The following is a 19,965-nucleotide window of genomic DNA, read 5'->3' as shown; positions in this document are numbered from 1 at the left end:
TCCTCCCCTCCAGACACGACAAGCACCCTTTAGACCCCCCTGGTCGCGGGCCTGTGCGCTGTCCCACCCCCGCGGGGGGGGGGGGCGGGGGGGGCCCGCCCCCCCCCCCCCCCCCCCACCGCGCACCACTGGACAGCAGACTGGGGGGTTCGCTGTGACCGACAGCATGACCTTTCGAAACGAAGACCTGCCGGCCCTCTTCCACCACACCGACCAGGCGGCGATCTCCCGACAGCGGGAGTCCACGCAGGCCACCCGGGCGCAGTTGCTGCTGCTCGTGACGGCCGCGGCGGCCGCGGCGCTGCCGTCCTCGGCCGACCGGATCGGGTCGCTGCACCTGTTCGGGATGCTGAGCGCGCTGGCGTACGCGGGGGTGCTCGCGGTCGGGATGCGCGCCACCCGGCGCCGGGCCCGCCCGCAGTGGCAGCTCAACCGCAGCGCGGCGGAGTTCATCAAGTCGCTGGCCTGGCGGTACGCCGTCCACGGGGCGCCCTTCGGCAGCGACGTGGCGGGCGTGGCGCAGGTGTACGGGACCCGGCTGGAGGCGGGTCTGGACGAATTGCGCAAGATGGGCTGGGAGGATCCGCGCGCTTCCGGGATGCTGCCCGAGGGCGGGGAGATCACCGGGGCGATGCACCGGTTGCGGGGCCTCGACTACCAGGTGCGGCGCGAGACGTACGTGCGGGACCGGCTGATCGAGCAGCGCAAGTGGTACCAGCGCAAGACGGAGGTGTCGCGGCGGGCCACGGCGGTGTGGTCGTGGTCGATCGTGCTGCTGACCTGCGTGGCGCTGCTGTTCGCGCTGCTCGGGGCCTTCGGGTCGGGGCCGGGGACGCGGCTGACGGCGCTGCTGAGCGCCGCCGCGGCGGCCGGGATCGCCTGGAACGAGGTGCGCCGCCACCATCCGCTGATCGAGGCGCACACCCTGATCGAGCAGGACCTGTCCGCGATGATGGTGGTGATGCAGACGACGATCACGGAGACGCAGTGGCCGTCCGCGGTCTACGAGACCGAGCGCTACGTCTCCCCGCAGCACACGGACTGGCTGGCCCGGCACAGCAGTTGAGGCACCGGAAGGCGGGCGTCGTACGACCGGGTCAGTCCCGTACGACGCCCGCCCGCCACAGCACGGTGACGGGCTTGCCGAGGGCCCGTGCGTAGGCGACGATCTCGCCCGTGCCGCCGTGCCCGCGGGCCGGGAGGCCGTCCCAGACGGCGACGAGCCGGTCGCAGCTGTCGGCGATGAAGGTGCCCGCCGCGTAGTACGCCTCGTCCGTGGAGCGGGCGAAGTCGAGCCGGACCTCCTGCGTGGCCAGTCCCCGCAACCGGTGGAAGCCGGCGAGCGGCGCGCCGCCGCCGAAGGTGGCCTCGTAGTCGTCGCTGGGGATCACCACCGTGAGGTCGGCCCCGCACTGGAGCGCGATGTCGGCGAAGAGCTGGTCCGCTCCCTCCGCGAGGCTGGACAGCGCCTCCAGCGGGCCGTCGTGGCCGTCGAGCACGGCCCGCAGCCCGTCCTCGACGTGGGCGATCACCTCGTCGGGAAGGGACCGGTGGCCGGTCACCCCGATGCGTTTCATAGCCGAGCCTCCCCCGTGGACGGCCGAACCCTGGACGTCCACGACATCCTCCCAGAAGGCGGGGGGACGTCCAGGGTGCGCACGGGGGCGCGCGGGACGAGCCGCGGTCAGTAGACGCTGACCCCGTAGGCGGAGAGGGCCTCGGTCACCGGTTGGAAGAACGTGGTGCCGCCGCTGGAGCAGTTGCCGCTGCCGCCGGAGGTCAGGCCGATGGCCCGGGTGCCGGAGTAGAGCGGGCCGCCGCTGTCGCCCGGTTCTGCGCAGACGTTGGTGCGGATCAGGCCGGAGACGATGTCGCCGCCGCCGTAGTTGACGGTGGCGTTGAGGGCCTGCACCGAGCCGCTGTGGATGCCGGTGGTGGAGCCGCGCCGGGTCACGGACATGCCGACGGTGGCGTTGGCCGCGCTGGTGATGTCCTGGCTGCCGACGGTTCCGGGCGGCACGGGCGAGTTGCTCGCGTACTTGATGAGCCCGTAGTCGTTGCCCGGGAAGCTGGAGCCGACCGTGCTGCCGACGGTGGTGGTGTGCGAGGAGCTGGTCCACCAGGTGCCGGCGCCGTCGGTGCAGTGGCCGGCGGTGAGCGCGTAGTAGGTGCTCCCGCTGCGGACGTTGAAGCCCAGCGAGCAGCGCCAGCTCGACGCGTAGATGGCGTCGCCGCCCGAGAGCAGCTTGCGGAAGGTGCCCGCGGTGCGCTCCACGCGCAGGGCTCCGGCGTCCGTCCCGGCCTCGCGCTTGATTCTGGCGAGGTCGGTGGCGGAGACGGTGGAGTCGGCGCTCACCACGAGGGTGCCGGTGGCCGGGTCGGTGTACCAGGCGGTGCCCGCGACGTCGGCGCGCTGGACGGCTGCGCCGACGGCGGCGAGCCGGTCGGCGCTCAGGCCGCCCGAGTCGGCCTCGGAGCTGGCGCTGGCCGTCGCGGGGACGGTGAAGGCGGCGACGGCTGCGAGGCCCGCGGCGAGCACCGCGAGCCGGTTGCGGGCGCGGGTGCGCCCGCGGGGCGCTGAGGGGATGGGGGCGTGGGGGATGTGGGGGATGTGCTTGAAGCTCATTTCTCGTCCTCCCGGAGGGAATCGGGGCGCGGCGGACTGGGGATCCTGGCCGTGCACCTGACAAGCACTGACCGGGAGTGTGGTGGCGTCAGATACCGGTAGCAAGGGCTGATTCCAGCCGCCGTTCACCTGCGGCGACCTCGAAGGGCAGGGTGTTCCCGGGCGGCGGGAACGGGCAGATGAAGTGGTCCGCGAAGGCGCAGGGAGGCAGCAGCGCCCGGTTCAGGTCGACCGTGATCGAACCATCGGCCGCCGGGACTCCGGGGCGCAGGAACCGGAAGCGGTAGCTGCCGCGCCCGCCGGTGGCGTCGCCGAAGACGGCCCACAGGCTGCCGTCGTCCTCGTCCACGGCGACCTGGAGGGCGTGCGGGGAGCCGCGGTACTCGAAGGCGAGTTCGCCGCCGAGGCCGAGCCCGCGGGCGCGCCCGTCGGCGTTCTCGACCTGTACCGTCCGGTCCTCGTCGTACGCCCGGAAGCGCCCGGGGAGCACGTACGCCGGGTCGTGGGGGGTGGCCTCGATCGCCGTGAAGGCGCTGCGGGCCGGGGCGTCCGGGTCGTAGCCGCGGACCGCCCACGCCCCCTCGCGCCGGATCACCACCAGCCGGACCGCGCCCGCCGCGACCCGGGAGGCCGACGGCGGGCCGTCGTCGGCGCCGAGCACCGCCTCGCCGGCGAAGTCCTCGCCGTCGAGGGTCAGCCCGTCGCCGGGGCCGGCGGCGAGGAGGACTCCGGCGTCCGTCTCGCGCCACCGCCCCGGAACGTCCGGAATTCGACCCTCCGGGTGATCGGTGAGCCAGTGCGTGCCGGTGAGGGCCAGGGGGCCGTAGGGACCGGACACCGCCTCCACCCGGTGCGCGTGCCAGCGCTCCCAGGCGGCGACGGCGTCGGCCGTCTCCGTTGCGCCTGTTGTGCCTGCTGTGCCTGTTGTGCCCGTGGCGCCCATTACGTCAGAGACCATGCGGTCACATTTCCATACCGCCGCCGCGGATCGGGCCCACCGACGTCGCAAGGTACGCCGTACGGACCCGCCCTGACGCCGCCTCAGGGCGCCGTCAGCAGTCGCACCCGCAGTCGCAGCAGTCGCAGCCGTCACAGCAGCTGCCGTCACCGCAACACCCGCAGTCGCAGTTGCAGCAGTCGCAATCGCAGTTGTCGCACCAGGCGTCCCGCTTCTTGCGGGACCAGGGGTCCTCGAAGTCGGTGCAGCAGATCTGGCAGGTGCAGAAGAGCCCGATGGCCACCGCGCAGCCCGCCAGCAGGCCGCGTCGCGGCTTCTGCGGCGGCAGGCCGCCGGAGCCGCCCGGACCGCCGCCCCAGCCGCCCCCGCCCCCGCCCGGGCCCATCGGCGGGGGCGCCGCGGGGCCACCGGGCGCGGTCGGCGCGTACGGGTTCGCGCCGTAGGGGTTCGCGCCGTACGGGTTCCCGCCCTGGGCGCCGTTCCCGTACGGGCCCCCGCTCCCCGCGTCCCAGCCGGGCGGCGCCGCGCCGAAGCCCTGGCCCTGCCCCTGGCCGTGCGCGTGCGCGTGGCCGGCGGCGGCGCTGCCCGCGTGCCCGCAGGAGCTGGTCCCGAAGGCCCGGTCCACCGAGGTCCGCAGCTCGTGCACCAGCAGCCGGTGCGCGAGCCCCGCGTCCACGAACTCGACCTCCCGCAGGGCCAGCCGGATCCCGCTCAGGGCGTCGTCGCACAGCCGCCGGGCCTCGACCAGCGAGGTTCCGGTGGCCGTCAGCGGGTTCCAGGCCCCGGCCACGGCGTCGGCGGCCTGGTCCTCCACCGCGTCCAGCAGGTGCGCGAGCCGGCCGAAGTACCGGCCCGCCTCCGCGAGGGCGGGGGCGTTGCCTGGCCGGCCGGCCAGGGTCGCGGTATGGGCGAAGGCGGCGGCCGTGGCGGTCTCGGTCGGCTCGGTCACCCGCAGCACCGGAGTGCCGAGCCCGGCCAGCGCCTCGATGTCGCCCTGCCGGTCCACCGCGTCCACGAGCACCGCGGTGTCGAAGCCGAGCGAGGCCCCGGTGCGCGCGCCGGCGCGGTCCCAGCGCCGGGCCACGGTGCGCGCGGCGGCGGCCAGCGGAGCCCGCGCCAACAGACCGTCCCGGTCGGCCACGTGGTCCCGCACCTTCGCCGAGGCGAGCACCAGGGAGACGGCGGCGGCCAGCCGCGCGCCCTCGCCGTTGGCCACCGGCGCGGTGCGCATCCCGCGCAGCGGGCAGGGGCCCGCCGTGCGCCGGGAGCCCGGGGCCGGTCCGGACTGAGCCTCCGTCAGAACGGAGACGAGCAGCCCGTCGTAGTTGGTGACGACCCGTGCGAACTGACCGTGGTCCCCGCGAAGTGCCAGGCACAGCCCGCAGAGATGGGCCATCCATTCCGTCTTGAACCGGTCCCCGAGCCGGTGCGTGCAGGGTCTGACGATGCCGAACAAGTGGTTCCCCCGTGTGTCAAGCGCGTGCGTGCGGGGCATCGTATCGAGCCAGGTCCTTCACCCGTACGCCCCCTGCGGTCACCTGAACAGATGCAGCGATCGTATTTTCACTCAGTCAGCAGCGGGTAGACGCCTGGAACCTTGGCCCGCACCGGATGTTCTGCACCAGTACCGTCACGAAACCCCTGCGCGGCGACTATCCACTTGGCGCGTTGTCAGCATCATGGTCGACCATAGGGACGCGGAGAAGATGACAGACAGACCCCCGGTGAAAGGAGGCGTCCATGGGTTCGGTACGCAAGGCGAGTGCCTGGTTGGGTCTCGTTGAGGACAGCGGTGACGAGCGGTACTACGACGACGAGTACGCGGAGGCCGCGGCGCAGAGCAACCACACGGGCGGTGTGGAGCGCGAGCAGTGGGTCACCGACCCGCGGGTCCAGGTGGCGTCCGAGTCGGCCGTCGAGCAGGGCCGGCGGATCGCCACGGTGACCCCTGACGGCTTCCGCGACGCGCGGGGCATCGGCGAGCTGTTCCGCGAGGGCGTGCCCGTGATCGTGAACCTCTCCTCGATGGACCCGGGCGACGCGAAGCGCGTGGTCGACTTCGCGGCCGGCCTGACCTTCGGCCTGCGCGGCTCGATCGAGCGGGTGGCGACCAGGGTCTTCCTGCTGACCCCGGCCGACACCCAGATCGTCAGCGGCGAGTCCGGCGGGCGCACCCGCGACTTCTTCAACCAGAGCTGAGCAGGGCGCTCACCGGAAGGCGTCGAGGCCGGTGAGTGCCTTGCCCAGGACCAGCTGGTGCATCTCGACGGTGCCCTCGTAGGTGAGCACCGATTCGAGGTTGGTGGCGTGCCGCATGACGGGGTACTCCAGGGAGATCCCGTTCGCGCCGAGGACGGTCCGCGCGGTGCGGCAGATCTCGATCGCCTCGCGGACGTTGTTGAGCTTGCCGAAGCTGATCTGCTCCGGCCGCAGGGTGCCCGCGTCCATGCGGCGCCCCAGGTGGTGGGCCAGCAGGATGCCCTTGTGCAGCTCCAGGGCCATGTCCGCGAGCTTGGCCTGGGTGAGCTGGAAGCCGCCGATCGGCTTCCCGAACTGCTCGCGCGTCTTCGCGTAGCCGAGGGCCGATTCGAAGCTGGCGCGCGCCGCCCCCATGGACCCCCAGACGATCCCGTACCGCGCGTGGCTGAGGCAGCCGAGCGGCCCGCGCAGGCCGACGACCTCGGGCAGCACCGCGTCCGCGGGCAGGCGTACGTCGTCCATGACCAGCTCGCTGGTCACCGAGGCGCGCAGCGACCACTTGTGCTTGATCTCGGGCGCCGAGAACCCCGGGGTGTCGGTGGGCACGGCGAAGCCGCGGATCCCCTCGTCGGTCTGCGCCCAGACCACGGCGACGGCCGCGACCGAGCCGTTGGTGATCCACATCTTGCGCCCGTTCAGCACCCAGTCGGCGCCGTCGCGCTTGGCGTGGGTGCGCATCGCGGCGGGGTCCGAGCCCACGTCCGGCTCGGTCAGCCCGAAGCAGCCGATGAGCTCACCGGCGGCCATGCCGGGCAGCCAGCGCCGCTTCTGCTCCTCGGAGCCGTACTTCCAGATCGCGTACATGGCGAGCGAGCCCTGTACGGAGACGAGGGAGCGGATCCCCGAGTCGGCGGCCTCCAGCTCCAGGCAGGCCAGCCCGTACTGGACGGCGCTGGCGCCCGCGCAGCCGTACCCGGTCAAGGACATGCCGAGCGCGCCGATCGCGCCCAGCTCGCGGGCCAGCTCCCGGATCCCGGGCAGCTCGCCCTTCTCGTACCACTCGGCGACGTACGGCAGCACGCGGTCGGCGGCCCAGCCCCGTACGGTGTCCCGCACCGCGAGGTCCTCGGGACTCAGCAGCTCGTCGAGCCCGAGGGGATCGGTGGGGACGAACGGCGTTTTCGACGCGGACACGAGGGCCTCCCGGCGCACCTGGAAACAAAACCTAGCGCTGCAAGTTAGCCACCGTTCACACCCCGGGTCCACCCCCACCCCCCATCTCAGCCCCGCCGGCGTTCGAGGCGCGGGGTCCGGGGCTCCGGGGTCAGGAGGAGCGTTGGGCGGAGGGACCCGCGACCGGGTCCGGACAGGGCCCCGCCTGCCCGGGGATCCGCACCGGCTCGGCAGAACCCGGCTCGACCTCCAACCCCCGCGGCAACTTCAACGCCATCGCCGCCCCCGCGAACAACAGCCCCGCACTCACCAACAACGTCACGTGCAGCCCGTGCACGAAGGAGTGCCGGGCCGCGGAGTAGAGCGTCTCCCCCGCCGACCCGCCCAGGCTCCGCGCGACCTGGTACGCCTCGCCGAGCGAGTTCGAGGCCCGCCCGGAATCGACCGCCGAGACCCCGGGAACCTCCCGCAGCCCGGGGATGTAGGCCGCGTTCATCACGCTGCCGAGCAGCGCGATGCCCATCCCCGCACCCAGCTGGTAGGAGGTCTCGCCGATCGCCGCCGCGCCCCCCGCCTTGCTGGCCGGAGCCTCGCTCAGCATGGACTCGTAGGCCGCGAAGAGCGTGGTCTGCAGCCCGAAGCCGAGCAGCACGAAGCCGAAGGTGAGCAGCCAGGGCCGGTCGTCCAGCCCCATCAGCGTCAGCAGCAGCACGGAGCACGCGGTGAGCGTGAAGCCCAGCGAGACCATCGCGCGCGGGCCGACCCGCTGGAGGGTGTACGAGCCGGTGGCGCCCGCCGCCATCGCCGCGAAGGTGAGCGGCAGCAGCCGCAGCCCCGTCTCCAGCGGGCTCAGGTGCAGCACCAGCTGGAGGTACTGGACGGCGATCAGCTCCAGCCCGACCAGCGCCAGCATGGCGAGCACGATGCAGGCCACGGAGGTGGAGAAGGCCACCCGGGAGAACATCCCGATATCGATCAGCGGGTGCTCGCGCCGCCTCTGCCGGCGGACGAACAAGACCAGGAGGGTGGCCCCGATCAGCACCGGGACCACCGCCCCGACCTCCAGGAAGGTCCGGTCGGCGCCCGCGCGCTTGACCCCGAGCACCGTGCCGAGCACGCCCCCGGCGGCCATCAGCGCACCGAGCACGTCCCAGGGCCCGTCGTCGGCTCCCTTGGACTCGGGCAGCAGCCACCGCCCCAGCGGCAGGATCAGCGCCATCAGCGGGATGTTGATCAGGAAGACGGAGCCCCACCAGAAGTGCTGGACGAGGAAGCCCCCGATGACGGGACCGCTGGCCGCGCCGACGGCGGCGACCGCGGTCCAGATCCCTATCGCGAGGGCCCGCTCGCGGCGGTCGGGGAAGACCGTGCGCAGGATCGACAGGGTGGCGGGCATGATCATCGCGCCGCCGATGCCGAGCAGGGCGCGCGCGGCGATGAGCACCTGGGCGTTGTCGGCGAGGGCGGCGATCACCGAGGCCACGCCGAAGAGCCCGTAGCCGAGCAGCAGGATCCGCCGGCGGCCGACCCGGTCCCCGAGGGTGCCGAAGAGGATCAGCAGCGAGGCGCAGACCAGGGGGTAGGCGTCGACGATCCACAGCAGCTCGATCGAGCCGGGGCGCAGGTCCTCGGTGACCGAGGGGACGGCGACGTGCAGGATCGTCGCGTCGAGCGCGACGAGGAGCAGACTGACGCAGAGGACGGCCAGTACGGCCCAGCGGTTGGCGCCTCCCGCGAGCGCGCCGATCCGCTGCCGGAGGGTGTTCGTCCCCGACATGCATCTACCTCCCAGATGAGCCCTCGCCGCGGCGGACCAGCGTCCGACGGCCGCGGAGGGCGGCGGCCCACGGGGTCCGGCATCGACGCGCGAGTGAACGGACAGCGTACGCGAGTTCGAGCCGGCGCCGACGTGGCCAAGCTCTCATCCCGATCACGTCCGCGCGGTGCGGTACGTCACGGCGCAGCTCCCCCCTTCCCCCTCCCCCACCGGCGTACACGCCAGGTCACGGGCCGTGGTCCGCTCCGCCGGCCCGGATAATCGATCCCGTGAACGATCACGCCCCACCCGCCCCGCCCGCGCCACCGCACCCCGCGAACCGGCCGCCCGAGCCCACCCCCGACCCCGCGCCGGCCCCGACCCCGCGCCGGGTCGCGCCCGCGCTGGCCGCCTTCGCCGCATTGCGGGCCCTGGGTCTGCTCGCGCTCTGGCTGTGGGGGCTGGCCGCGGGCAGCAGCGCGCACACGCTGCTCTCCGCCCGCTGGGACTCCCTCTGGTACGCGCGGGTCGCGGGCGAGGGCTACGGGTACGAGGTGGTGCTGGCCAACGGCGACGTCCACTCGAACCTCGCCTTCTTCCCGCTGCTGCCGTGGCTGGAGCGGGCGGTGTCGGCGCCGACCGGCATGGCGTACGGCGATGCGGGGCTGGTGGTGGCGTGGACGGCGTCCCTGGCCGCGGCCTGGGGGATCTTCGCGGTCGTCGACCTGCTGTACGGGCGCCGGGCCGGGGTGCTGGCGGTGGCGCTCTGGGCCGCGCTGCCGGTCGGGATCGTGCAGTCCATGGCCTACAGCGAGGCCCTCTTCACGGCGCTGGCCGCCTGGGCCCTGTACGGGGTGCTGCGCGGCAACTGGGTGTGGGCGGGCGCGCTGGCCGCGCTGGCGGGGCTGACCCGGCCGGTCGGGGCCGCGGTGGTCGCGGCGGTCTGGGTGGCGGCCGTACTGGCCCGGCGGCGCGGCGGGGGCGGCTGGCGGACGGCGGTCGGGGCGGCGCTGGCCCCGCTGGGGGCGGCGGCCTACGTCCTGTGGGTCGGCGCGCACACCGGGCGCGGGCTCTTCGGCTACCTGGACGTGCAGGCCGGCTGGGGCAACGGCTTCGACGGCGGCTGGGCCTTCGCGCGTTTCATCGGGGGTCGACTGGGCTCGGCCACGCTGCCCGGGGTGCTGGCGGGCCTGGGGCTGCTGGCGGGGGTCGCGCTGGTGCTGTGGCTGTGCGCGGCGTGCGTGCGCCAGCGGCAGCCCGCGGCCCTGCTGGTCTACGGCGGGATCGTGGTGGCCCTGGCACTGTGTGCCTCGGGATACTTCGGATCCAAGCCCCGCCTACTGCTGCCGGCCTTTCCGCTGCTGCTGCCGGTCGCGGTGGCCCTGGCCCGCCGGCGGACCGGGCGGGCGGCCGCCATGGTGGGGGCGCTGGCCCTGGCCTCGGCGGTCTACGGCGCCTGGTGGCTGAACGGGTCGGGCCCGCCGTAACGGGATCCGGCTAACGGAAGGGGGAATTCCGATCCATCTTTGTGCAAAGTAATTGCTCCCGACCCCATAAAATCCCGATAAGTGTGTCACCTTATTCAGGACACATGTGGATCACGTTCCGGCAGTCGAGCCTCAGGACATTGCCGCATTCCGGGGAATAAAGACCCGAACGAGACCAACTCCACATCACATGGTCATCACAAAGCCCGGGATTCGACCGGGCGGCCCATCGGCGCGCGGTAACGTCGATTGGGTGCGTACTGACCAAATTTTCACCCGTCTGGAGCGGGTGTTCGCCCGCCTGGACCGGGAACCCGAACGACCGGCTCATCTGCAAGTGCCGCAGATGAGCCGGCACCGTGTCGTGCTCTTCGGCGCGACGCTCGTGTTCTACCTGGCGATCGTGATCGGCGTACTGACCACCTCGTGGCTGGTGCGGCTCGACTGGCAGCTCATGTTCTTCCGGCCGTACGAGCAGTGGCCGCAGGTGCACGCCTTCCTCGACTACCTCGTGGTGCTGGGCCAGCGCGGCCCCACCTCGATGATGGTCATGGCCTGGCTCGGCTGGCGCTGCTGGCGCCAGCACACCCTGCGCCCGCTGATCACGCTCGGCGTGGCCCTGCTCGCGCTCAACGTGACCGTGGGCTCGGTGAAGCTCGGCCTCGGCCGCCTCGGCCCGCACTACGCGACCCAGATCGGCTCGGCCGAGATGTTCGGCGGCGGCGATATATTTCCTTCCGGCCACACCGCCAACGCCGTCGTGACCTGGGGGATCCTGGCCTACCTGGCCTCCACCGGAGTCACCCGACGGGTGCTGTCGACGGCCTCCGCGATCGTCGCCCTCAGCGTCGGCGCCACCACCGTCTACCTCGGTACGCACTGGGTCAGCGACGTGCTGCTCGGCTGGGCCGCCGGTCTGCTGGTGCTGCTCGCCCTGCCGTGGTTCGAGCCCTTCATCGCCCGGGCCGAGGCCTTCATCATGGAGCAGCGCGTCGCCTGGCGCCTGCGCCGCCGGAACGGCGAGGGCGCGACCGCACTGCCCGTCGCCCCGCTGTCCGCCCAGGCCAAGGTGTTCGTCCAGCGGGCGGCCGAGGCGCTTCCGGTGTCCGAGGAGCCCGCCGCGGTGCCCGCGGGCGCCGGCCACGCCACCGCGACCCGTACGGCGGCGCCGCACGTGGGCGCCCGGCCGCACGTCATCCGCTCGGAGCGGACCCCGGTCACCCCGGCGGGCAGCCGTCGCCCGCCGCACACCGACCGCGACCGGACCGGACGCAACCCGGCGGCCCGCCCGGTGGCCGGCGGCTGACCCGGCGCCCGGGCGAGAGCACGGTACGCACAGCCCGATCCCGCCCGAGCCCCGTTCCACGCTCCACCCGACTGCCGCGAGCCGGATCATCCTCCGGACCGCGGCAGTCGTGCGTCAGCCGAACGCCCAGGTGTTCGTCCAAACCGGGTCACGCTTGTGTCACGGATTGCCGACAGTCGTTCCGCCTGGCGAGTTCCTCCCGGCAATTGTTTACCGGCCCGCGACACGCCCGGGACGAAGGCTCATTGCAATTCCCGTCCGGACCCCCGGAATTCCGGGTCCGCATTGCCCGACGCACCTTCACCCTTTCTCCACGCGCGGGGAGTCCGTCCCGTCCGCCGGCCCCACGGCGCGCCCGAGCAGGTCCCGCGCCGCCCTGATCCGCGCGGTGAGCTCGGGAGGCTCCACGACCTCGAACTCGCATCCGAGCAGCATGAGGTGAATCACCAACACGTCCAGGCTGACCGCTCCGGTGCGCAGCAGGCAGCTGTGCGCGTCCAGCGGCTCCAGCGCCCCGTCCGAGGGCCCGATGGTCCGCGCCGCCTCCTCGGCCGGCAGCCGCAGCCGCACCACGGCCCGCGCCGCGCACCCGCGGTGGGAGACGCCCTCGGCCGGTGGCGGGCGCGGGGTGAAGCGGGGGCCGTGCGGGGGACTCGGCTCGATCCGGTCCGCGCGGAAGGTGCGCCAGGCGGCGCGCTCCAGGTCCCAGGCGACCAGGTACCAGCGGCGCTCGGTGCACACCAGGCGGTGCGGCTCGACGGTGCGGCGGGTGCTCGCGCCGGCGTGGTCCCGGTAGCCGAAGCGCAGCCGTTCGCCGTCCCGGCACAGGGCCGCCAGCTCGGCCAGCACGGAGGGGTCCGGGCCGGCGTCGAGGGCCGGGACCCGGTGGCGCAGCCGCGCCGGCAGCACCCGCTCCAGCTTGGCCAGGGCGCGTACGGAGGCCTCCTCGATGCCGGTCCGCAGCCCGATCGCGACCGCCACGGCCTCGTCGTCGTCCAGCAGCAGCGGGGGCAGCTCGGCTCCGGCGCCGAGCCGGTAGCCGCCGCCGGTGCCGGGGCTGGCGTCGACCGGGTAGCCCAGCTCGCGGAGGCGGTCCACGTCGCGCCGTACGGTCCTGGGGGTCACCCCGAGCCGCTCCGCGAGGCCGGACCCGGTCCATTCCCGCTGCGCCTGCAACAGGCCCAACAGCCGCAACAACCGAGCGGAACTCTCCAACATGCCCCCGAGTCTGCCAGCGCCCCACCCCAGGCCCCTCAATCGCCAGGCAGCCCAAATCAGGCCCAGCCACCCCAGCCCCGCCGGCCCATTGCAGCCCCGCCGGCGTTTGAGGCGCCGCCGGAGGCACCACGAACCGCTCGCCACCCCACCCCCCGAACCCCGTACGGCGGATCTGACCTCCGGCGGGCCCTCAATCGCCGGGCGGGCTGAATCGGCCCACCCACACCAGCCCCGCCATAGCGCCTCCGGCGGGCCCGAAATCGCCGGGCAGGCTGGATCAGGCCCGGCCATCCCAGCCCCGCCGGCGTTTGAGGCGCCGCCGGAGGCACCACGAACCGCTCGCCACCCCACCCCCGAACGCCATGCGACCAATGTCGCCTCCGGCGGGCCCTCAAACGCCGGGCGGGCTGAATCGGCCCGCCCACACCAGCCCCGCCGGCGTTTGAGGCGTCGTCAGGGGACGCGCGGCGTCGGCGTCGGCGGCACGGCCACCGGGGGCGGGGTGGATGGGGGGAGGGTCAGGAGCGTGCCCACCGCCAGGAGTTCCGGCCGGTCCCCGATCACCCCCCGGTTCGCCTCGTACAGCCCCCGCCACCCACCCCGCACCCGATGCAACCGAGCAATCGAGTCCAAGGAATCCCCGCCCCGCACCACATGCATCCGCCCCACCAACCCGTACCGCTTCGAGCACACCGGCCACGCCTCCCACCCCTGCGTCCCCAGGACGTCCTCCGCCACCCGGATCTGCTGCTCCCGCGGAGCGAGGTCCGCGCGCGGCGCGTAGCGGAGCCCGCCGTGCTCCTCCCAGGTGGGCTGCCAGAACTGGAGCCCGCCGTAGAAGCCGTTGCCGGTGTTGACGTTCCAGCGGCCCGTGCTCTCGCAATCGGCCACGCAGTCCCACGGCCACTGGCCGCCGGGCCCGCAGTCCCCGGCCCCCTTCCCGATCGTCCCCGGCGCACCGACGGCCGAGACCCCGGCGGGCCCCGGCGCGGGCGGTGGTGGGGCCGACGCGTAACCGCGCGAGGCCGCCGACGGTACGAACACCAGCGCGGCAGCCACCAACACGGCCGCCCGGATCCGGAATGTGGGCATCTGATCACGCTACGCAGCCCCCCTCGCACCCCCGCCCCGCCACGCGGCGGCCCCCGCGCGGCCACCCGGAAGGCCGATCACCCCGCCCTCGCGAATCGCGCATTCCACGCCGCCAACTGAGCACAAAGGGAAAAGAGTTGGCATGAAAGCAACGCTCCGTTCAGCCCGTTCACTCGTCCGGGGGTCAGGTTCGAATCCGTTCCCTCATCCGGCGTGACCCCGGCCGTCACTCCCCCGTTGATCCCGGCGAGCCGGGAACCGCCCGGTCCCGCACGCCGAGACGGAACGGCCCACCGGTCCGTCGTAGTCCGAGGAGTCACTCCGTGCCGCGCATGCTCGAGGTCAGTGATGACGTACGCGCCGAGATCGGCGACGAAGAAGCCAACCGGCTGCTCGCCGGTGACCAGGCCCCGAGCAGTTACGACTGCACCTCGTGCCGGACCCCGGGGGACTCGGAGCGCGAGCAGACCAGCACGGTGCTGTTCGTCGGCGAGGAGACCGCGGTCCTCGCCTTCGCCCACGCCCTGTGCATCCCCTCGCAGGTGGTCAACGTCTCCGAGGCCCAGCTCCAGGGCGCCGTCCGCAGCATCACCGGCACCGACCCGGCCGCCGAGGGCCCCGGCGACGCGTTCGCCGCCCCCGACGTCCCCCAGGCCGTACCGGGCGGCCAGGCCGTCCTCGGCATCACCAGCGGGCTGGTCCTGATCGGCGGCGAGCTGCACCCCGCGCTCGTGGTCGAGCCGACCGCGCCGATCGCCCGCCCCGGCACCGACGGCCCCGGCGACGACTTCCTGCCCCTCCTCATCGAGCAGGGCTTCGTCCCGGTCACCGACACCTCCACGCTGCCCTCGCAGCTGTCCGGCTGGTCGGTGCTGCTCGCCGCGGGCCTGCTGCACGCCGTGCTCCAGCCCGGCATCGACGGCGGCGCCCCCACCTCCTGGTGGCAGGCCCACAAGGCGCTCTCGGTCACCGACGGCTGGCGGGCCGCCGTCAACAAGACCCAGCGCGTGCTCGTCTACGCCGCCCCCGTCGGCTCGATCGGCCAGCAGCCCCGCGAGGACCTGCTGCGCGACGCGCTCGACAAGGCCGCGGCGGGCGGCAAGCTCGTGGCGGCCTCCATGCCGCTCGCGGGCACCTGAGCCCCGCCCCACCCCCACCGGACTGCCCTCGTCCGGTCCCGGCCCCGTACCCGTCCGGGGCGGGGGCCGGACGATGGCGTGCGCCGGGGGTGCGCGGTCCGTCCCGCACACCCCCGGCGATCTGCGATTTCTCCCCGGCGCCCCGCATCCGCAGGGCGCCGGTTTCGTTGGCAGATACGTGCATTCATACGATCCCTCCCGCGCCCCGTCCTTTTCGAGCCCCATCCCCCCGATGCGCCCCGCATGGACGCGGGAGGGGACGCGGGAGGGGACGCACGCCGCGCCGCACACCCCCTCGCCCACCCCGATCTTCGACGCCCTGTACTCGGAGTACCTGCGCTCCTTCCGGGCCCTGCCGGGCGACCGCAGCGGCGAGGAGGACCTCGGTTTCACGGCCTTTGGGGCGGCCCCGTCCGCTCCGGGCGGCGCACTGGCCACCACCGGGTACCCGGGCGCGTACAACAGCGGCCAGACCAGCACGAGCGGCTGGAACGGTTCCGCGTGGCAGACCGACCCGTGGCAGCCCTCGTACGCGCCCCAGCCCGCGTACGTCCCCCAGCCCTCCTACGCCGGCCAGGGCGCCCAGGGCTACGCCACCGCGGGCACCAACCCCGGATACGGCAACGGGCGGCAGCACCAGACCGGGATGCAGCACATCCCGGCGGCCCTGCCGCCCGCTCCGCGCCGGGGCTACTGACCCCGGTGCACCCGCTGGGTGCGACTACTGCTTGTTGCTCTTGCTCTTGTTGAAGCCGCGCTTCTCGCGCACCCGCACCGAGAGGTGGATCGGGGTGCCCTCGAAGCCGAACTCCTCGCGCAGGCGGCGCTCGATGAAGCGCCGGTAGCCGTGCTCCAGGAAGCCCGAGGCGAAGAGGACGAAGCGCGGCGGCTTGGTGCCCGCCTGGGTGCCGAAGAGGATGCGGGGCTGCTTGCCGCCGCGCACCGGGTGCGGGTGGGCGGCGACGATCTCGCCGAGGAAGGCGTTCAGGCGGCCCGTCGGGACGCGCGTCTCCCAGCCCTCCAGGGCGGTCTCGATCGCCGGGACCAGCTTGTCCATGTGACGGCCGGTGAGGGCGGAGACGTTGACGCGCGGGGCCCAGGAGACCTGCTGCATCTCGGTCTCGATCTCGCGCTCGAGGTAGTAGCGGCGCTCCTCGTCCAGCTCGTCCCACTTGTTGTAGGCGATGACGATGGCGCGCCCGGCCTCGACGGCCATGGTGATGATGCGCTGGTCCTGGACGCTGATGTTCTCGGTCGTGTCGATCAGGATGACCGCGACCTCGGCCTTCTCGACGGCGGCGGCCGTGCGCAGGGAGGCGTAGTAGTCGGCGCCCTGCTGGAGGTGCACCTTCTTGCGGATGCCCGCGGTGTCCACGAACTTCCAGGTGATGCCGCCGAGCACGATCAGCTCGTCGACCGGGTCGCGGGTGGTGCCGGCCATCTCGTTGACGACGACCCGGTCCTCCTTCGCGACCTTGTTCAGGAGCGAGGACTTGCCGACGTTCGGACGGCCGATGAGGGCGATCCGGCGCGGGCCGCCGGGGGCGGCGGAGCCGAAGGTCTGCGGCGGGGCCTCGGGCAGGGCCTCCAGGACGGCGTCGAGCATGTCGCCCGTACCGCGGCCGTGCAGCGAGGAGACCGGGTGCGGCATGCCGAGGCCGAGCGACCACAGCGCGGTCGCGTCGGCTTCGCCGCTCTGGCCGTCCACCTTGTTGGCGCAGAGCACGACGGGCTTGCCCGCCTTGCGCAGCAGCCTGACGACGGCCTCGTCGGTGTCGGTGGCGCCGACCTTGGCGTCCACGACGAAGACGACCGCGTCGGCGGTCTCGATGGCGTACTCGGCCTGGGCGGCGACGGACGCGTCGATGCCGAGGACGTCCTGCTCCCAGCCGCCGGTGTCCATGACCTTGAAGCGGCGGCCGGCCCATTCGGCGTCGTACGAGACGCGGTCGCGGGTGACGCCCGGCTTGTCCTCGACCACCGCTTCGCGGCGGCCGATGATGCGGTTCACCAGGGTCGACTTGCCGACGTTCGGGCGGCCGACGACGGCGAGGACGGGAAGCGGGCCTGCGGCCGCCTCCTCGATCGCGCCTTCGACGTCCTCGATGTCGAAGCCTTCTTCCGCGGCGAGCTCCATGAACTCCGCGTACTCGGCGTCTCCGAGTGCTCCGTGGTCGTGCTGGTCGTTCATGAAGTCCGTTCCTCGTCGTTCGTGGTGATCGGTGGCACCCGCAGCGCGCGGATCCACTACTGAGTTCAAGTCTCGCCTAGCGGCCGGTGAGCCGCTTGGCGTCGGCCAGGTGGCGGGTCAGCCGGTCCTGGATGCGTACGGTGGCCGCGTCGAGCGCCGTGCGGGTGCGGCGGCCACTGCCGTCGCCCGCGTCGAAGGCGTCGCCGAAGACGACGTCGACCCGCCCCTTGAAGGGCGGCAGTCCTTTGACCAGCCTGCCACGGTGCTCGGTGCTGCCCAGCACCGCGACGGGCACTATGGGCGCTCCGCCGCGGACCGCGAAGTAGGCGAGGCCGGCGCGCAGCGAGGCGAAGTCGCCCTCGCCCCGGGTGCCCTCGGGGAAGATCCCGAGGACTCCGCCGTCACCGAGGACGCCCAGGGCGCGGGTGACGGCCTCCCGGTCGGCACCGGAGCGGTCGACCTTGACCTGCCCGATCCCTTCCAGGAAGGGGCCGAGCGGGCCGACGAACGCTTCCTTCTTGATCAGGAAGTGCACGGGCCGCGGCGCGGTGCCCATGACCATGGGCCCGTCGACGTTGTGGGAGTGGTTGACGGCCAGGATGAGCGGCCCGGAGGCCGGTACCTTCCACGCGCCGAGCACACGGGGCTTCCAGAGCCCGTACATGAGCCCGATCCCGATCCGCCGGCCGACCGCCGCACCCTTGAGGGAGGGCGTTTCGCTCACCGGCCGCCCGCCCTCTTGTCCTCCACGAGGGTCACGACGCACTCGATGACCTGGTCGAGGGTGAGTTCCGTGGTGTCGACCTCGACGGCGTCGGCGGCCTTGGCCAGCGGGGAGGTCTTGCGACCGGAGTCGGCCGCGTCGCGCTTGATCAGCGCCGCCTTCGTGGCCGCGAGGTCCTGGGCGCCCTTCAGCTCGCCGCTGCGGCGGGCGGCGCGCGCCTCGGCCGATGCGGTGAGGAAGACCTTGAGGTCGGCGTCGGGCAGGACGGTGGTGCCGATGTCCCGGCCTTCGACGACGATCCCGGCGGCCGTCGCCGCCGCTTCGGCGGCGATGGTGCGCTGGAGGTCGGTGATCAGGGTGCGCACCTCGGGCACCGCGCTGACCGCACTGACCTTGGAGGTGACCTCCTGGGTGCGGATCGGCCCGGCGGCGTCGAGGCCGTCCACGCTGATGGTGGGCGCGGCGGGGTCCGTACCGGAGACGATGGCGGGCTTGCCGGCCGCGAGCGCGATGGCCTGCGGGTCGTCGAGGTCGATCCCGTTGGTGATCATCCACCAGGTGATGGCCCGGTACTGCGCACCGGTGTCCAGGTACCGCAGCCCGAGCTTGGCGGCGACGGCCTTGGAGGTGCTGGACTTGCCCGTGCCGGAGGGACCGTCGATGGCGACGATCACGGCGGACTGAGCGGCGGTTTCCACGGGGCGAGCACCTTTCTGGTTGCGCGTACGTGTCCGGGCGCGCGAAAACGCCCCTCTTAAGGTTACCGACTCGGCGGAGCACCCGGCGCCGGTCGGTTCCGGGGGCCGCCGGGAGGGCGCCGGAAGGGCGCCGGACCCTACTGGCGCAGGGCCCAGCCCCGCTCGCGCAGCTCGGCCGTGAGTCCCGCGGCGGCCCGGGGTTCCACGCTGAGCTGGACCAGGCCGGCCTGCTGCCCGTTGGCGTGCTCGATCCGTACGTCCTCGATGTTGACCCCGGCCCGACCGGCGTCGGCGAAGATCCGCGCCAGCTCGCCCGGCTGGTCGCTGATCAGCACGGTCACGGTCTCGTACACGGTCGGCGCGGAGCCGTGCTTGCCCGGGACGCGCACCCGGCCCGCGTTCCCGCGGCGCAGCACGTCCTCGATGCCGTCCGCGCCGCCGCGCCGCTTCTCCTCGTCCGCGGACTGGAGCCCGCGCAGCGCCTGCACGGTCTCCTCCAGGTCGGCGGCGATCCCGGCGAGCACGTCGGCGACCGGCCCGGGGTTGGCGGAGAGGATCTCCACCCACATCCGCGGGTCGGAGGCGGCGATCCGGGTGACGTCGCGGATGCCCTGCCCGCACAGGCGCACGGCGCTCTCGTCGGCCTCCTCCAGCCGCGCCGCGACCATGCTGGAGACCAGCTGCGGGGTGTGCGAGACCAGCGCGACGGCCCGGTCGTGGGCGTCGGCGTCCATCACGACGGGCACGGCCCGGCAGAGCGCGACCAGCTCCAGCGCCAGGTTCAGCACCTCGTGGTCGGTGTCCCGGGTCGGCGTCAGCACCCAGGGCCGTCCCTCGAACAGGTCGGCGGTGCCGGCGAGCGGTCCCGAGCGCTCCTTGCCGGCCATCGGGTGCGTGCCGATGTACGCGCTCAGGTCGGCGCCCAGGGCCTCCAGCTCGCGCCGCGGCCCGCCCTTGACGCTGGCCACGTCCACGTAGGCCCGTCCCAGACCGCGCCGGATCGCGTCGGCCAGGGTCGTGGCCACGTGCGCGGGCGGTACGGCGACGATCACGAGGTCGACCCTGCCCTCGGCGGGTTCGTCCGTGCCGGCGCCGAAGGAGGCGGCCGTGCGGGCCTGGGTGGGGTCGTGGTCGCTGAGGTGGACGGTGATCCCGCGGGCGGTCAGGGCGAGGGCCGCGGAGGTGCCGATCAGTCCGGTTCCGATGACGGCGGCGGTTCTCACTGGGGGCTCCTCGGGTGGATCACGCTCGGGGCAGGCACTCTGCCGCGCGGGTCCAGCGTAGCCAGGCCGCACGCGCCGGGGGGCGGGGGGGGGGGGGGGGGGGGGGGGGGGGGGGGGGGGGGGGGGGGGTGGGGGGGGGGGGCGCAGGGGCGGTGCTCGTGGCCGCGGTGTCGAC

General features: G+C 73.5%; 18 protein-coding genes. 6 read left to right on the top strand and 12 right to left on the bottom strand.

Annotation, left to right across the window (positions count from 1 at the left end; translation table 11 throughout):
• Window positions 1–166: 166 nt before the first annotated feature.
• Complete coding sequence (locus ACZ4UB_RS29500) at window positions 167–1,066, top strand: DUF4231 domain-containing protein (protein WP_468074786.1); 900 nt, start codon at window positions 167–169, stop codon at window positions 1,064–1,066.
• Window positions 1,067–1,097: 31 nt separating this feature from the next.
• Here ACZ4UB_RS29500 and ACZ4UB_RS29495 read toward each other — a convergent pair whose 3' ends face one another.
• The 4 genes from ACZ4UB_RS29495 to ACZ4UB_RS29480 form a co-directional block, all read right to left on the bottom strand.
• Complete coding sequence (locus ACZ4UB_RS29495) at window positions 1,098–1,577, bottom strand: hypothetical protein (RefSeq protein WP_468074784.1); 480 nt, start codon at window positions 1,575–1,577, stop codon at window positions 1,098–1,100.
• 107 nt (window positions 1,578–1,684) lie between these two features.
• Window positions 1,685–2,626, bottom strand: coding sequence for a S1 family peptidase (locus ACZ4UB_RS29490; RefSeq protein WP_468074782.1), 942 nt, complete (start codon window positions 2,624–2,626; stop codon window positions 1,685–1,687).
• A gap of 88 nt (window positions 2,627–2,714) precedes the next feature.
• Window positions 2,715–3,569, bottom strand: a complete 855-nt coding sequence (locus ACZ4UB_RS29485; protein ID WP_468074906.1) for a DUF1684 domain-containing protein — start codon at window positions 3,567–3,569, stop codon at window positions 2,715–2,717.
• A gap of 109 nt (window positions 3,570–3,678) precedes the next feature.
• Window positions 3,679–5,040 carry a DUF5685 family protein gene (locus tag ACZ4UB_RS29480; protein WP_468074780.1) on the bottom strand — a complete coding sequence of 454 codons (1,362 nt, stop codon included), beginning with the start codon at window positions 5,038–5,040 and terminating at the stop codon, window positions 3,679–3,681.
• 284 nt (window positions 5,041–5,324) lie between these two features.
• Between ACZ4UB_RS29480 and ACZ4UB_RS29475 the strand changes: the two genes are divergently transcribed.
• A complete protein-coding gene (locus ACZ4UB_RS29475) occupies window positions 5,325–5,783 on the top strand; it encodes a cell division protein SepF (protein ID WP_468074778.1) in 459 nt (152 codons plus the stop codon).
• Between the two features lie 9 nt (window positions 5,784–5,792).
• Here the strand turns inward: ACZ4UB_RS29475 and ACZ4UB_RS29470 are convergent, their stop codons facing one another.
• Window positions 5,793–6,977, bottom strand: coding sequence for an acyl-CoA dehydrogenase family protein (locus ACZ4UB_RS29470; protein WP_468074777.1), 1,185 nt, complete (start codon window positions 6,975–6,977; stop codon window positions 5,793–5,795).
• A gap of 130 nt (window positions 6,978–7,107) precedes the next feature.
• Window positions 7,108–8,733 (bottom strand): MFS transporter, encoded by a 1,626-nt coding sequence (locus tag ACZ4UB_RS29465; protein WP_468074775.1) that lies wholly within the window; start codon window positions 8,731–8,733, stop codon window positions 7,108–7,110.
• Window positions 8,734–9,116: 383 nt separating this feature from the next.
• On the opposite strand from ACZ4UB_RS29465, the gene ACZ4UB_RS29460 reads away from it, so the two are divergent.
• Window positions 9,117–10,199, top strand: coding sequence for a hypothetical protein (locus tag ACZ4UB_RS29460; RefSeq protein ID WP_468074905.1), 1,083 nt, complete (start codon window positions 9,117–9,119; stop codon window positions 10,197–10,199).
• A gap of 253 nt (window positions 10,200–10,452) precedes the next feature.
• Window positions 10,453–11,505 carry a phosphatase PAP2 family protein gene (locus ACZ4UB_RS29455; protein ID WP_468074773.1) on the top strand — a complete coding sequence of 351 codons (1,053 nt, stop codon included), beginning with the start codon at window positions 10,453–10,455 and terminating at the stop codon, window positions 11,503–11,505.
• A gap of 300 nt (window positions 11,506–11,805) precedes the next feature.
• Here the strand turns inward: ACZ4UB_RS29455 and ACZ4UB_RS29450 are convergent, their stop codons facing one another.
• Complete coding sequence (locus tag ACZ4UB_RS29450; protein WP_468074771.1) at window positions 11,806–12,723, bottom strand: helix-turn-helix transcriptional regulator; 918 nt, start codon at window positions 12,721–12,723, stop codon at window positions 11,806–11,808.
• Window positions 12,724–13,176: 453 nt separating this feature from the next.
• On the bottom strand, window positions 13,177–13,815 hold the full coding sequence (locus ACZ4UB_RS29445; protein WP_468074769.1) for a transglycosylase family protein: 639 nt from the start codon (window positions 13,813–13,815) through the stop codon (window positions 13,177–13,179).
• A 323-nt stretch (window positions 13,816–14,138) separates the two neighbouring features.
• Here ACZ4UB_RS29445 and ACZ4UB_RS29440 point away from each other — a divergent pair, with 323 nt between their 5' ends.
• Window positions 14,139–14,954 (top strand): hypothetical protein, encoded by an 816-nt coding sequence (locus ACZ4UB_RS29440; RefSeq protein ID WP_468074767.1) that lies wholly within the window; start codon window positions 14,139–14,141, stop codon window positions 14,952–14,954.
• A gap of 232 nt (window positions 14,955–15,186) precedes the next feature.
• Window positions 15,187–15,651: a hypothetical protein gene (locus ACZ4UB_RS29435; RefSeq protein ID WP_468074765.1), complete on the top strand. Its 465-nt coding sequence runs from the start codon at window positions 15,187–15,189 to the stop codon at window positions 15,649–15,651.
• Between the two features lie 24 nt (window positions 15,652–15,675).
• On the opposite strand, the gene der is transcribed toward ACZ4UB_RS29435, so the two are convergent.
• From der to ACZ4UB_RS29415, 4 genes are all read right to left on the bottom strand, one after another.
• Window positions 15,676–17,145, bottom strand: coding sequence for a ribosome biogenesis GTPase Der (der, locus tag ACZ4UB_RS29430; protein ID WP_468074763.1), 1,470 nt, complete (start codon window positions 17,143–17,145; stop codon window positions 15,676–15,678).
• Window positions 17,146–17,221: 76 nt separating this feature from the next.
• On the bottom strand, window positions 17,222–17,911 hold the full coding sequence (locus tag ACZ4UB_RS29425; RefSeq protein ID WP_468074761.1) for a lysophospholipid acyltransferase family protein: 690 nt from the start codon (window positions 17,909–17,911) through the stop codon (window positions 17,222–17,224).
• Complete coding sequence (gene cmk / locus ACZ4UB_RS29420) at window positions 17,866–18,567, bottom strand: (d)CMP kinase (protein WP_468074759.1); 702 nt, start codon at window positions 18,565–18,567, stop codon at window positions 17,866–17,868. Before cmk ends, ACZ4UB_RS29425 begins: the two co-directional genes overlap by 46 nt.
• Window positions 18,568–18,704: 137 nt before the next feature.
• Complete coding sequence (locus tag ACZ4UB_RS29415; RefSeq protein WP_468074757.1) at window positions 18,705–19,790, bottom strand: prephenate dehydrogenase; 1,086 nt, start codon at window positions 19,788–19,790, stop codon at window positions 18,705–18,707.
• Window positions 19,791–19,965 lie beyond the last annotated feature (175 nt).

The sequence above is a fragment of the Streptomyces sp. NPDC028419 genome, from assembly GCF_055565515.1.
The sequence above is the reverse complement of the archived record's forward strand: the minus strand, read 5'-3'. Positions and strand labels throughout refer to the sequence as shown.